The sequence below is a fragment of the Tardiphaga sp. 839_C3_N1_4 genome (assembly GCF_051811045.1).
In the GTDB taxonomy this organism is placed as follows: Bacteria; Pseudomonadota; Alphaproteobacteria; order Rhizobiales; family Xanthobacteraceae; genus Tardiphaga.
Window position 1 is genome coordinate 1394788 of the sequence record NZ_JBPWQD010000001.1, and the last position, 13744, is coordinate 1408531.

General features: G+C 60.5%; 14 protein-coding genes and 1 tRNA gene. 9 read left to right on the plus strand and 6 right to left on the minus strand.

Going from position 1 to position 13744, the window contains the following annotated elements; genetic code table 11:
- Positions 1-163 precede the first annotated feature (163 nt).
- The 3 genes from AB8A38_RS07020 to AB8A38_RS07030 all read left to right on the plus strand — a co-directional run bounded on the left by AB8A38_RS07020 (position 164) and on the right by AB8A38_RS07030 (position 3966).
- Positions 164-385, plus strand: coding sequence for an acetyl-CoA carboxylase biotin carboxyl carrier protein subunit (locus AB8A38_RS07020; RefSeq protein WP_068730696.1), 222 nt, complete (start codon positions 164-166; stop codon positions 383-385).
- A gap of 179 nt (positions 386-564) precedes the next feature.
- Positions 565-1716, plus strand: coding sequence for a TAXI family TRAP transporter solute-binding subunit (locus tag AB8A38_RS07025; protein WP_439085493.1), 1152 nt, complete (start codon positions 565-567; stop codon positions 1714-1716).
- A 45-nt stretch (positions 1717-1761) separates the two neighbouring features.
- Positions 1762-3966: a TRAP transporter permease gene (locus AB8A38_RS07030; RefSeq protein WP_439085494.1), complete on the plus strand. Its 2205-nt coding sequence runs from the start codon at positions 1762-1764 to the stop codon at positions 3964-3966.
- Positions 3967-4001: 35 nt separating this feature from the next.
- Here AB8A38_RS07030 and AB8A38_RS07035 read toward each other — a convergent pair whose 3' ends face one another.
- The gene (locus tag AB8A38_RS07035) at positions 4002-4454 is read right to left on the minus strand and encodes a hypothetical protein (RefSeq protein WP_439085495.1); all 453 of its coding nucleotides are present in this window, start codon (positions 4452-4454) and stop codon (positions 4002-4004) included.
- Positions 4455-4614: 160 nt separating this feature from the next.
- A complete protein-coding gene (ilvA, locus tag AB8A38_RS07040) occupies positions 4615-6132 on the minus strand; it encodes a threonine ammonia-lyase, biosynthetic (protein WP_439085496.1) in 1518 nt (505 codons plus the stop codon).
- Between the two features lie 224 nt (positions 6133-6356).
- On the opposite strand from ilvA, the gene AB8A38_RS07045 reads away from it, so the two are divergent.
- On the plus strand, positions 6357-7430 hold the full coding sequence (locus AB8A38_RS07045) for an acyltransferase family protein (protein ID WP_439085497.1): 1074 nt from the start codon (positions 6357-6359) through the stop codon (positions 7428-7430).
- Here the strand turns inward: AB8A38_RS07045 and AB8A38_RS07050 are convergent.
- Positions 7427-8869 carry an O-antigen ligase domain-containing protein gene (locus AB8A38_RS07050; protein ID WP_439085498.1) on the minus strand — a complete coding sequence of 481 codons (1443 nt, stop codon included), beginning with the start codon at positions 8867-8869 and terminating at the stop codon, positions 7427-7429. The genes AB8A38_RS07045 and AB8A38_RS07050 overlap by 4 nt on opposite strands.
- Positions 8870-9298: 429 nt before the next feature.
- A tRNA-Arg gene (locus tag AB8A38_RS07055) sits at positions 9299-9375 on the minus strand.
- A 175-nt stretch (positions 9376-9550) separates the two neighbouring features.
- Between AB8A38_RS07055 and AB8A38_RS07060 the strand changes: the two genes are divergently transcribed.
- From AB8A38_RS07060 to AB8A38_RS07070, 3 genes are all read left to right on the plus strand, one after another.
- Positions 9551-9862, plus strand: coding sequence for a PilZ domain-containing protein (locus tag AB8A38_RS07060; protein WP_439085499.1), 312 nt, complete (start codon positions 9551-9553; stop codon positions 9860-9862).
- 203 nt (positions 9863-10065) lie between these two features.
- A complete protein-coding gene (locus AB8A38_RS07065; RefSeq protein WP_410001792.1) occupies positions 10066-10236 on the plus strand; it encodes a hypothetical protein in 171 nt (56 codons plus the stop codon).
- Between the two features lie 104 nt (positions 10237-10340).
- Entirely contained in the window at positions 10341-10625 is a 285-nt protein-coding gene (locus tag AB8A38_RS07070; RefSeq protein ID WP_439085500.1) for a hypothetical protein, read from the plus strand.
- Here AB8A38_RS07070 and AB8A38_RS07075 read toward each other — a convergent pair.
- On the minus strand, positions 10594-10833 hold the full coding sequence (locus AB8A38_RS07075) for a hypothetical protein (RefSeq protein WP_439085501.1): 240 nt from the start codon (positions 10831-10833) through the stop codon (positions 10594-10596). The genes AB8A38_RS07070 and AB8A38_RS07075 overlap by 32 nt on opposite strands.
- 492 nt (positions 10834-11325) lie before the next feature.
- Here AB8A38_RS07075 and AB8A38_RS07080 point away from each other — a divergent pair, with 492 nt between their 5' ends.
- On the plus strand, positions 11326-12525 hold the full coding sequence (locus AB8A38_RS07080) for an MFS transporter (protein WP_439085502.1): 1200 nt from the start codon (positions 11326-11328) through the stop codon (positions 12523-12525).
- 4 nt (positions 12526-12529) lie between these two features.
- Here the strand turns inward: AB8A38_RS07080 and AB8A38_RS07085 are convergent, their stop codons facing one another.
- Positions 12530-12982, minus strand: a complete 453-nt coding sequence (locus AB8A38_RS07085) for a hypothetical protein (RefSeq protein ID WP_439085503.1) — start codon at positions 12980-12982, stop codon at positions 12530-12532.
- 400 nt (positions 12983-13382) lie between these two features.
- On the opposite strand from AB8A38_RS07085, the gene AB8A38_RS07090 reads away from it, so the two are divergent.
- Complete coding sequence (locus AB8A38_RS07090) at positions 13383-13742, plus strand: GrlR family regulatory protein (protein WP_089267259.1); 360 nt, start codon at positions 13383-13385, stop codon at positions 13740-13742.
- Positions 13743-13744 lie beyond the last annotated feature (2 nt).

The following is a 13744-nucleotide window of genomic DNA, read 5'->3' on the forward strand; positions in this document are numbered from 1 at the left end:
GTTCCACTGTGCGGAATTATATTCCACTTGCGGGCTACGCTACCTCAGGCAATCTGCGGCGACAACACCAAGCTGCTCGTTTCTTCTCATTCTTAGGAATTGTCCGGTCGCGTCGGCGCTACACCTATAGCGAGCAGCCGCCCGCGTGATCGCGGAGAACACCATGCCAGAGATCAAGATCCTCAGCGAAGTCGCCGGCCGCATCTGCTCACTGCCGCTCGCAACCGGCGATTCCGTGAACGAAGGCGACGAAGTGGCATTTGTCGAAGCCATGAAGATGGAAATTCCGGTCGCCTCTCCTGCCGCAGGTAAGATCAAATCGATGATCGTCGCGGTCGACGACGTGGTCGCGGAAGGACAGTTGCTCGGCACAGTCGAGACGTGAGCAGACATGCAGTGACGACCTCGACTGCCTTACCAATGTGCTGCGGCATTCTGTCTGAGATGGTGACTGTTCCCATCATCCAGCGAACTGCCTCAGGACATTGCCAGCGCCTGACGGCGATGACATGATCGCCGAACAATAAAAAGCAATTCGCAAAGCGAATGCATCTGGAGGGGAAAATGCTTCACCGGCTCATCACGCTGGCGTCCGTTGCCGTGCTCAGTTCGACCGGCGCTGTATGCGCACAGGATATCAAGCTTCCACCAACCATGGCGGTCACCGCCTATGACACCGGCACTGCCGGCTTCAACATCGCCGTCGCCGTCGGCAAGATGATGAAGGACAAATATTCCACCGATGTGCGTGTGCTGCCTGCCGGCAATGACGTCGCGCGGCTGGCGCCATTGCGCGCCGGTCGCGCAACGATCGCCTGGATGGGCTCGGGCATCTACTTCGCGCAGGAAGGCGTGTTCGAATTCGGCGTCAAGGAATGGGGTCCGCAGCCAGCGCAGGTCACGCTGTCGACCATCGACTGCAATGGCGCCTCGCTCGGCGTCGCTCGTGATATCGGCGTGAAGGAGATCAAGGATCTACGCGGCAAACGCGTCGGCTTCGTCGTCGGTTCACCTGCCCTGAACCAGAACTCACTTGCGATCATGGCATTCGGCGGTCTCACAAAGGCAGACATCAAGCCGATCGAGTTCGCAAGCTACGGCGCAATGTGGAAAGGCATGGTGAACAACGACGTCGATGCCGCCTTTGCTACCACCATCACTGGCCCGGCCAAGGAAGTCGAGACATCGCCGCGCGGCATCATCTGGCCGCCCCTCCCCGCTGAAGACAAGGCCGGTTGGGAGCGCGTCAAGCGGGTGGCACCGTTCTTCAATCCGCATATCGCGACCTGCGGCGCAGGCATCACGGCATCAGCGCCCGTCAACATGAGCACCTACCCCTACCCCGTCGCGACCGTCTACGGCGCACAGGCGGAAGATCAGATCTACGCGATCACCAAGGCGATGATCGTCAACTTTGACGCTTACAAGGACAACGCACCAGGCGCGTTAGGCCTCGCCGTAAAAGCGCAGTCCATGAAATGGGTCGTTCCGTTTCATCCCGGTGCCGTGAAAGCCCTCAAGGAAGCCGGCAACTGGACGCCAGAAGACCAGACACACAATGACGGACTATTGAAGCGGCAGGACGTCTTGAAGGCGGCATGGAGCGAGTACGCCAAGGCCAGTGCATCAGCCGGCGAAAAGGAGTTTCTCGACGGCTGGATGAACGCCCGTGCGGCTGCACTGAAGAAGGCTGGCATGCCGAACGGCTTCGAATAACATCGCCATTTCCAGCTTTACCCGCGAACACTGATCGGGGCCATCATGTCAGTTTCGTCACCCGATCATGCGCGGCCCGCATCCGACATTCCCGTAAAAATGGAACTCGACGATCCCCATGGAGTCGCCGACCTCCAGGAGTCCGAGGTCTCGCGCGTTCGCGCCTTGCACGGCGTGTGGCGCTGGGCGCTCATACTGGCCACCCTCGCGACCATCCTGCTCTGCATCAACCAGCAATTTTCGCTGCGCTTCTTCGTCGATGTCACGCAACTCAACACCGAATATTTCTATCTGCTGATCGCACTGATGCTGCCGTTCACGTTCCTGATCTTTCCGGGAACATCAAAAGCCGATCTCGACCGTGTGCCGTGGTACGACGTCGTATTATTCCTCGCCACTTTCGCAGCGGCGATCTTCTTGATGATGAACATCCGCAAGGCCGCCCAATTCGGCTGGGAATTCGACGGCGCACCTAAGCCGGTGATCGCCGCAGGCCTCGTGATGTGGTTTGTGCTGATGGAGGCGCTGCGCCGCACCGGCGGCTGGAGCCTGTTGCTCAGCGTCTTCCCATTCACGCTGTATCCGCTGTTTGCCGACGCCAAATGGCTTGGACCGTTCCGCGGCACCCAGTCGACGTTGGAGCAGACCACGGCCTATCACGTGCTGTCGGGCGAGAGCCTGCTCGGCATTCCGATCCAGGCCTTCGCCGATACCGTGATCGGCTTCCTGGTGTTTGGCACTGCGCTGATGATGACCGGCGCCGGCAAATTCTTCATCAACATTGCCTTCGCGATGTGCGGTACCTTCCGTGGTGGCGCGGCAAAGGTGTGCATCTTTGCATCCGGCCTGCTCGGCACCGTCGGCGGCAGCATCGTATCCAATGTGCTCACCGCTGGAACGATGACGATCCCCGCGATGAAGAAAACCGGCTTCACGCCGTCCTATTCAGGAGCGATCGAAGCCTGCGCGTCCACCGGCGCCGTGCTGGCACCGCCGGTCCTGGGCGCGACAGCCTTCGTCATGGCGCAGTTCATGAACACGAGCTATGCCGACGTCGCCCTAGCCGCCACCATTCCGTCGATCCTGTATTACTTCGGCCTGTTCGCGCAGGTCGATAGCTACGCCGCGCGCCACAAGCTCGAAGGCATCCCCCGCGAGGAACTGCCCCGCTTCATGGATGCGCTCAAGGAGGGCTGGTACTATCTCTTTGTCATCGCGATCCTTGTCGTGATGCTGCTGTACTTCAAACGCGAGAGCCATGCGCCGTTCTACGCCACCGCTTTGCTGGTTATCCTGCATCAATGGTCAGGCCCGGCACCGTGGAAGAAGGACAACACCGCCGTCCTGGCGCTCTCGATTGTGCTGACCGGATTGATGGTCTGGCTCGATCTGCAAAACGCCTATCTATGGGGAATGTGCATCCTCGCTGCACTCAATGAATTCTTCCCTGGCAAGAATTGGGGCAGTGCCCGCTGGATCCATTTCCTCGAACTCAACGGCAAGACCTTCGTCGAGCTGATCGCGATCCTCGCCGGCTGTGGCCTGCTGATCGGTGCCTTCTCGCTCACCGGCGTAATCTCGAGCCTGGCCAACGACCTTCTGGCGATCGCCGGCGGCAACGTCTTCCTGCTGCTGATCATGTGCGCCTTCACGAGCCTGATCCTCGGCCTCGGCCTGACGACGACGTCCTGCTACATCTTCCTCGCTATCCTTGTCGCACCGGCGCTGGAGAAGCTCGGCCTCAACAAGATGGCCGTGCACATGTTCATCTTCTACTGGGGCATGCTGTCGTCGATCACGCCACCGGTCGCCATCGCATCCTTTGCCGCCGCCGGCATTGCCGGCGCACCGGCGATGAAGACCGGCTGGGAGTCGATGTGGGTGGGCAGCATCATCTATTTCATCCCGTTCTTCTTCGTGCTGAATCCGGCGCTGCTGCTGCAGGGCGATAACCCCTATCTTGAAGCCTTCGGCCTTACCGGCCTCGCCTGTCTCGGCATCGTATTCATCTGCGGCGGCATCCAGGGCTATCAGGCCTATGTCGGCGACCTCAGGCAGGCGAGCGCGATGGAATGGCCGCTGCGCGTCCTGCTGGTGATTGGCGGCTTCGTGCTGGCGACACCCGGCGGCGGCATTAATCCGCTGTCGCAGTGGCAGATCATTGCCCTCGCCACCGGCATTCTCGCGCCGACGGTGCTGATCGCGCTGGCGCTGATCCGGCGCGGCGATGCGCGGCTCGCGGTGTCATGATCGCGAAGGCATTCAGATCGATTGAAGATTGAAAGCTAGAAAAACTCTTCCGGGCAGGGATCGACGATCTTCCAGAGATCCATGCCGTTCTTGATCTTCTTCATTTCCGGCGTGAGACCGCCGTTACGCGCAAGCCAGTCTTTCACCGGCGGCGGATAATAGGCCATCAGGTCCGAGGTGCCCTCGTAGCTGATCACCTTCATGCCGAAGGTGAAAGCCTTGTCGTAATAGGCTTGGTGGAAGCCAAGACTGGCGCGCGGAGTCACGCAGACCTTGTTCATCGGCACGATGCCGAACACCAGGGTGCAGGCCGAATTGCAGATGCCATCGATGATCACCCGCTCCTTGCGGTCGCGGATGCGCTCATACTTGGCCTTGTATTCCTCGACATAGCCGCCGTGGTCGCGGGTGATGCGCAAATCTGCCTTGGCCGGAGCCACGGACAGCACCAGCAGGGACATTAGGACAAGCAGCAGCGAAAGACGCATCGCGTGATGAAACCGGTAAGGGACCCCAAGCCAACGCCCTTTTCCGGCATCAGCACACGGCCCGACTCTGGCCGGACAGTGCTAGTATTCCGTTAAGCATCGCCTTTGAGCGAAAAAAAGGCAGAAATCGGCCCTGCCTCACTCTCTGCCCTTACCCGGCCTAGCCGTTCAGGAACATCCGATAGACCGGATTTTGCGTTTCGTCCTCATAGGGATAGCCGAGGGAGGTCAGCCGCTGCGTCAGGGTCGGCCGGTCGGCCTGCGGGACTTCAATCCCAACGAGCACACGGCCGTAATCCGCACCGTGGTTACGGTAGTGGAACAGCGTGATGTTCCAGTCCGCGCCCATCTGGTCGAGGAATTTCAGCAAGGCGCCCGGACGCTCCGGGAACTCGAAGCGCAGGATAACCTCGTCCCGCAAAGCCGGCGGTGCTCGCCCGCCAACCATATAGCGGATGTGCAACTTGGCGGTCTCGTCCGCGCTGATGTCCAGCACCTTATAACCGAGCGCCTGCAACTGCCCGATCAGCTCGCCCTTGTCGTTCTTCGCGCCACTCAGCTTCAGGCCGACGAAGACATTGGCTTCCTTGGCATCGGCATAGCGATAGTTGAACTCGGTGATGTTGTGATTGCCGATGGTCTGGATGAAGCGCCGATAGCTGCCGGGCTGCTCCGGAATGGTCACGCCCAGCAGAATCTCGCGGGCCTCACCGACCTCGGCACGCTCTGCGACGTGGCGCAGGCGATCGAAGTTCATGTTGGCGCCGCTGTTGATTGCAACCAGCGCGCCGGTGCGCGTGGAATTGTTCGCGGCATAGCTCTTCAATCCCGCCAGCGCCAAGGCGCCGGCCGGCTCCGCGATCACGCGCATATCCTCGAAAATATCCTTGATGGCAGCGCACATCTCGTCGGTGTCCGCCGTGATCACGTCATCGAGCAATTCGCGGCAGAGACGGAATGTTTCGACGCCGGCCTGGCGCACGGCGACGCCGTCGGCAAACAAACCTACGCGATTGAGGACGACGCGCTCGCCGGCATCAATTGCGGCTTTCATCGATGCGGCATCGACGGGCTCGACACCGATGACCTTGGTCTCGGGGCGCAGAAATTTGATGAAGGACGCAACGCCGGCCGCAAGCCCGCCGCCGCCGATCGGCACGAACACCGCCTCGATGGGATCGGGATGCTGCTGCAGGATTTCCATGCCGATGGTGCCCTGGCCCGCGATCACGTCGGGATCGTCATAGGGATGCACGAAGGTCAGCTTCTGCTCGGCCTCGAGCTTGCGCGCATGCGCCGCTGCTTCGTCGAACGTGTCGCCGAACAGCACGGCATTGCCGCCCCAATATCTGACAGCATCGATCTTGATCGGCGGCGTGGTCACCGGCATCACGATGGTTGCCTTGATCCCGAGCCGCTGCGCCGACAGCGCCACGCCTTGCGCGTGATTGCCAGCCGAGGCGCAAATCACGCCGGCAGCGCGCTGCTCCGCGGACAGCCCCGCAATGCGGTTGTACGCACCGCGAATCTTGAACGAGAACACCGGCTGCAAATCCTCGCGCTTGAGCAGCACGGAGCTCCCCATGCGCGCGGTCAGCCGAACCATCGGGTCCAGCGGCGTCTGGATCGCGACGTCGTAGACGCGGCTGTCCAGGATTTTGCGAACGTAGTCAGTCACGAGAGGTCCTTGAACGTGTCGGCGTACCAATGGAGCACAGAACTGCTTGCCGGCAGCTTGTCGGGGCAGATGGGCACCGAAATGACCGAGAAATCAAGCCCCGTTTGCGCCTAAACACCTGTGCGGCTGGGCACGATTTCCCATATCGGCGTTAACGATGGCGTACGGCTCTCGGCCGTATATTGGCTTGCTGATCCAGATCATCAAAACCAGCGGCGCCCACGATGCAACTATCACCAATCGAACAGGCAGCAACATCAGCCCCCCGAAGCGATCACACGCGCCAGGTCTGGATCGATTTCGCACGCGGTATAGGCGTCATTCTCGTGGTCTATGGCCACGTACTCGGCGGCCTGATACCGCCGCATCTGTTTCCTGACGGACCGCTCGCGCAGTGGATGAGCTACACGCTCTATACGTTCCACATGCCGCTGTTCTTCTTTCTCGCGGGCCTGAACGTACAGCACAGCCTCACACGCGGCACTCGACCGTTCCTTGCCAGCAAGACATGGACGATCGCCTACCCTTACGTGCTGTGGTCGCTGATCCAGGGCGGCGTGATCATGCTGATATCGCGCAATGCCAATATTCCCATCACAGCCAGCGACCTTGTGGCGATCTGGTATCGGCCGATGGCGCAATTCTGGTTTCTATACGCCCTGATGATTTGCCACATATTGGCGGCGCTCATTCCCAATCGCACCATCATGATTGTCGTTGCGATCGTCGGCTTGATCGCATTCATGCTGTTGCCGATCCGCCCCGATCTTGCGCTCACCATGCACCACCTGCCGTTCTATGTCGCAGGTCACTATGCAACCCGCATCGTGATGGCGTGGCAGCCTCATGGGCGAACTGGCTGGACCATGTTGACCGTGATCGCCGCCGCTTTCACTGCTGCGGTTGCCGTTGGAGGACAGCTCTCCGGCTTCGACGCAAATGGCATAGCATCGCTTCCAGCATGTATTCTCGGCATCACCAGCGTGGTGCTGCTTTGCAAATTGCTGAACGAGACGCGGCACCGCTGGCTGGCGCTGGTCGGCGTGATGTCCATGACGATCTATGTACTGCACATCATGGCGGGGGCGGGAACGCGGATCATCATGCAGATGCTGCACGTGCCGCCAATGCCGTGGGTCTATCTCCTCGCAGGCACCGCGGCCGGTGTGATCTTGCCCATGGTAACCCATGTCGTGTTACAGCGGCTGAACCTGCTGGCACCACTCGGGCTTGCGCCACTGCCGAGGCGCAAATCTGTACCCGCTCCGCTTGTCAGCCAGGCGGCCCGATCAGACTAAACTCTGCCGGTTCGGATTCCGGCCTGCGCCTGCTTCAGGGGCATCGCGGCATCCTCGGCAGGTCTGACAGTCTGGTCGTGCGGACAGGCCATCGCGAAGATCATCCAGAACAGAGCGGATATCTCACCTGACGAGATACTGGTCAGGGGCAAGTGAATCAGGATACCGCCGAGCGACAGAGCGCCGAGCACCACGCCTTCTTTGGTCGGCATCCGCCATGCCGCAGACGTGCTCCAGACCCCGACCCAGATATAGGCTGCCAAACAGAGCAGTCCGACGGGAATGCCGAGCGTCAGCCAGCTCGCAATGATCTGGCCATCGACCGGCATGGTGCCCGCGACACCGATATCGGTGAAGCTGAAGCCAGATCCCATCACCATGCTGTCGGGCGTATTCCACAGCGTCACGAATTCTTCGAGACGTTCGTTGCCGCTGCCATCCTCGGAACCGCTGCCAAGCGACTGAAGCCGCTCGGTGATCACTTCGCCAAACGGTGTGAACAGGACCGCGGCCATGGCTGCGCCGACGATGCCAAGCCCGGTCGCAAGCGCCCGCCGCCGCGTGGATTGAAACACCATGCAGAACGCCACGGCCAGCGCGAGCGCGATCCAGCCGGTCCGATACAGCGACAGCAACAGGCCCAGTGCCGCAGGCGCCAGCGCAATCAGAGACTGCCATCCCGGTCTCAGGAAGCCCAACAACAGCAACCCCGTTGCGGTGAAGGTCGCGTAAGTGGCGGGCCCGTTCATCGTGCTGAAGACGCGCACCATATAGGGCAGCGGATATCCTGCCGACAGGATCGAGGCGTAGTTCATCCAGAACCGATCCCAACTCGGCGGATCGACATATTGCCAGATGCCGTAGAGACCCGTCAGCGGCAGCACCACCAGAAAGATGCGCGCCATGGCATTGACGAGTTCGCCATCGGACTTCGCCCGCTGCTGCAGAGCGATGCCGTAAAGCACAGGAGCCGCCCACTTCAACGCACCTGTCGCCGCGCTCATCCAGTCATTCTGAAAAACCGACAGCATGGCGCCGTAAGCGATGCAGGCCAGCACGATAGCGGGCGCGATCAGCCAAGGATCGCGCAACTGGTCGCGGGACGACAGCAGTGTCCACAGACTGGGTAGCGGCGTCAGGATAAACAGCAGCGGCCCGATCAGCATGATGCTGGCCGCGTCGTAGCCCACCGATACATCGACCACGCGCCGCACGAATGGCGCGAAGGCAAACAGCAGGATGGCCGACTGGATATGGGCCGCGGTGCTCCGTTGCCACGCCAGCCAGCCAGCGACCGCACAGCCAACGACGAAGAGCGGACGCGACAGGCCGCCCAGCGCGGGACCGACCACCAAGGTCACGATCAGAAGCAGCGCAGTCGGTAGCCACCCGGACAGAACGAAATCCACCGGACCGGATTTGAGTCGGCCTTGATTCATAAAGGCAGACTATAGCGTTCTCCGGTCGCAAAGAAGCAGCACGAACGCGCCACAATATTCATGAGAGTTCGAACGAGCGATGACCTCACCGCTTTCAAGGCCATCATGCCAATGGCACTATTGATATCGTGGCTGGTTCCGTCCGGCGGTCTCGCCTAGGCGCCGCCGGAGCACCAATGCATGTCAGCCGACGACCTTGGCCAAATCGCGTGATGGCAATTGCGTGTCCTGTATTGCCGGCTCGGTCTCACCCCACCAGAGCTTCATTGACCTTGTCGAGAACGTGCGCGGGCGGAAGGCGAGAATGTCGCGGTCCGCTTGGCAGACGACCTGATTCGAGCGACGGCTTTGGCGGCGGCGATTTGGGACCCCGTTCCCGGCGCGTCCTGAAAGACCGCTAATAAACCGCTGTTTCAAAAGAGTTTTTGATGGTGCACTCGGAGCGATTCGAACGCCCGACCCTCGGAATCGAAATCCGATGCTCTATCCAGCTGAGCTACGAGTGCGACGGCGGCACCATAGCGGCGAAAGTCGCAAAAGCCAGCCCCTCGGCACGGGTGCCCATCGGTTTCGAGGGTACCAAATCTCTCCGGTAACACCCGGCCAGCGATCAACGCGCGACAGGCATTTACCAGCCGTTACCACCATCCAATTTAAAATCCCGGCGCCAAGGAAGCGTCGATGACCCCTGAAAAACCAAATGCTGGCCGCGTCGCGTTCGAGCGCGGTTTCCCTGTCTGGCTCATGGCCATTGACGGCACATGGCGCCGCAGCTGCCGCATCATGGACGTGTCCGAGACGGGCGCACGCCTTATCGTCGAGAGTTCGATCGAGGGTATCAATCTCAAGGAATTCTTCCTGCTGCTGTCGTCCACAGGACTGGCGTTCCGTCGCTGCGAGCTGGCCTGGGTCAATGGCGAGGAGATCGGCGCGACATTCCTGCGACAGGGCGCCAAGAAGAAAGCCACCCGGCCGGCTGACACCGAAACCTGACCTCCCTGCGACCATTACTGGAACTTGGCGCCGACACGCGGCAGCCGACGCCGCTGCGCGGATCTGCCCAACTTTGCGGCAGGAACGTTCGCGCACGCCAACTCTTGTCCCGTTGACAGTTGAGTGCGTTTATCCGTTTAAACCCCGGAGCCGCCGTGAAAAACTTTTCCCATGCCGCGTTTCCGCCAGACACGATCTCAGTGATGAAACAGGCGCTGGACGGGGCTGTTTCCACGCTGCCGCATCCCGTCAACTCCGCTCACGTGCAATCCATCGCCGAAAGCATCCTGCGCACCACAAGCGAGGGCGAACGCGATCCCACGATGCTCCAGACCATGGCGCTGCTGGAATTGCAGATTACCCAGCGGGACTGACAGCCGACCGATCATCACGACCTCGTGGGTAACGAAAGTCGGGCTTGCTGCAGTGCAACCAGATACCATATTCCGCGTTATCGCCTCATCACGGAGGTTGCCGCATGCCCTACGCACTGTTTTCAAATTCGGTCAAAGTCAGTAAGGCCTTCCCCAGCAAATCCGATGTCTGGCGGCATGCCGTCGAGAGTGGCTTGGTGATGGAAGTCGGCCTGGGCGAGGAAGATCCGCCGCGTCGTCTTCTCGATATCGGCTATGCGATCCACGCATGTGCTGCCGATCCAGTCGAAAAATCGGATGCTGATGCTACAGGCATGAGCGAGCACGACATCAGCCAGATGATTGCCGCCTGTCAGCTCAATCAGCGGTCCGCAGCCGCCGCATCGTAAATTCAATGTTGCCGTCCGGCAGCTCGCGCCAGTGCTCTACTTCGCTCATGTAGGCTTGCTTCGGGAAACGATCCAGAAACGCCCGTACCGTCTTGCGGGCGTTTTCACGTGGCTGCGTGAAGCTCTCGCGCACATAGCCATCATCGCTGGCACGCCGCTGCTGGCGCGCTGCCATTCTCTCCGCCAGATCGCGCGGTGTTCCCACCATTGCTGCTACTCCGGACACAAGCAACGACTCGCAGATTGTCACGGATAACCGCCAGATCAAGCGCCATACTCTTGGCCTGACGAGTTTCGAGGTCAGAAGAAAGGGCGCACCGATCGCTCGGCGCGCCCTTTCCCTGTTCTCGCTGAACCAAGGCGCCGAGGGCGCCCTTGCGAAGCTCAAAGAGTGAGCCTAGCGGGCGGCCTCAGCGAGGTGACAGCGCTTGGAATTAGACACTGGACCACCTCCTTTCATTGTTCGTGACACTCTGAGTATAGGAAAGATTCGCGCCGTGTTAAGAGCCGCGATCCAGACGAGCCATGCAATCTCGCACAGGCCGCGCGAGCCAGCCGCTGTTGTGAAGGCTTGGCCGTGCATGCATCATCTTTGTCCGCTGTTGCTGCTCGCATCACCTGAGCGAGCAGCGGTAAAATCAATCAAGGACGGAAGCGACCATTGGGCTTGTCCCCCCTTGCCCATTAGGTCCCTTCCCCGATGTCCAGCAATCTCGACGCCCGGCCGAAAGGCGTGATGACGCGTCGCGCTGCCATTATTTTTCAGATCGTAACGCTCGGCACTGTCGCCATGTTCGCCAGCGCGCCGACGCCACTCTACCGGATCTATCAGGACCACTGGCATCTCTCGCCGGTTATGGTCACGACGGTGTTCTCCGCCTATGCGCTCAGTCTGCTGGTGGCACTGCTGACGGTCGGGGGATTGTCGGATTATATCGGTCGCCGGCCCGTGATGTTCTCGGCGCTGATCCTGAATGTCGTGGCACTGCTGGTTTTCATTACCGCAGATTCCGTCGTGGCACTGATCACTGCCCGCACCATTCAGGGATTTGCAACCGGCATTGCCTTCGGCACCATCGGTGCTGCTATGCTCGATCTGAATCGCGCGCACGGATCGCTGATGAACAGCCTGACGCCCGTAACGGGCACAGGGATCGGCGCGTTGCTATCCGGCGTACTCGTCAGCTACGCGCCAATGCCGACCCAACTGGTCTATCTGCTGCTCCTCGCAGCAACGCTTATACAAGCCATTCTGCTGTGGTGGATGCCGGAAACGGTGGCCCGTCGATCCGGCGCATGGGCGTCGCTCCGACCGATCGTGACCGTACCGGCTCACGTGCGACAACCCTTGACCTTGGTCTCGCCGGGCAACGTTGCCGTCTGGGCGTTGGGCGGGTTCTATTTGTCGCTGATGCCCTCGCTACTCCGGCTCATCACCGGATCGAATTCGCCTCTCCTTGGCGGACTCGCCGTGACAGCGCTGACCTTGAGCGGCGCTGCCTCGATGCTGGTGGCGCGCAAATGGCCTGGCACCATCATTCTGATCCGCAGCATGGCGTGTCTTATTCTCGGCGTGCTGATCACGCTGGGTGGGGTCTATACACAAAGCATCCCGCAACTATTGGTCGGCACCGTCATTGCCGGCTTTGGCTTCGGCGCCGGCTTCTTCGGCAGCATCCGGACCGTTGTGCCACTTGTCCCCGCGCATGAACGCGCTGGATTGCTCTCCGTGATCTTCATCATCTGCTATCTCGCCTTCAGCCTGCCGACTATCGTCGCAGGCTTGGCAATCCCGACGCTCGGCCTGCCGCTCACGCTCGATATCTATGGCGCAGTGGTCATTGTCCTCGCGACGATCTCGCTGATCGCCGCGCTCGCATCAGTCCGCCGGGCGTCGTGACCAGCTACGTCATGCTACCTGGCATGAAACAACGGATCACTGTGCCGGACGAACCCTGTATCGGCCACACCATGGTGCGACCGACGCGGTTCGGCACCGTGATGACAGCTTCGTCAGGTACATCGAGCCACGCCCCGTCGATCCGCACCTTGTAGTGCCCGCTATTGGATTCCCAATCCACATCGCTGACCGCACTGCCATCGGCATCGGAACAACACGGCCCCTTGCCGCTGCGCAGACTATCGAACCAGGCTTTCAGATCGGGGCTGGTGTTGGCGAATTGTCCGCGATCGCGCGCAGCGACCGATTGCATCAGCGGCACTGATAACAGAGCCGCAACACACAAGGTCGGCGCTCCCAGCTTCAGCCAGCCTGCACGACGCCGGACGCGTCGATCGTGAGAGATAGTAGTTAGCGAACACGGCGCGTCGGCGCCGGAAGTCATCCAGTCGCTCATTTGCTTGCTCCAGCCCCCGGCCGGCACAATGATGTTCAGGTTTGTCGCGGGCGAGACCCGCCTCTTCCGTAGTCACTCACGCAAAGCGCATCATACGACTATCGAAGAACGGCTGCGCTTCAACTTAGCGACAGACGCCCGATCAAACGATAGGCGATTCTCCACCAGCACCCGCAGGCTCTCTTCGCACTGCAGCGAATTTGTGGTGATAACTTCAATGGCAGAGGTATTTAAGAACGCCCTCGTCGCGAAGTGCCAAGGCGGCAAGCGAGCGCGCCTGCGTCACTCGGTCTTTCGCTCGTGCACCAACAGCGCCCGCGAATGCGTTGACGTTGGTATGCGGTCTTTGCAATACTTCTGATTGCGCAACCAAGGGACGGGTTCGCGCCATCGGGCTACTATGAAGAATGGACTCTATTCGATCCATGTCGAGCTTCTCGACGGGCGTTCAGGCAAGGGCAGCGGTGTTGTAACCTTTCGCGAAGGCGAACTGCTCGGCGGCGACGCGTACCTGTTCTATGTCGGTACCTATGTGCTCAACAAGGAAGCCGGCACCTTCAAGGGCGAGGTTTCTGTCATGCAGCATACGCCCAGTCCTGACATGAGCCCGCTCTTCGGCGGCCAGAGCCAACCGGTCGGCATCGGTCTGTCGGGTACTTTCACGGATACGTCGGCGACGATGAACGGCACAGCGCTCGTCGGCAAGCACAGCCAGATATTTCGCGCGACACTGCGCAAGCTTGCGGAATTTCAGCAGTAGCA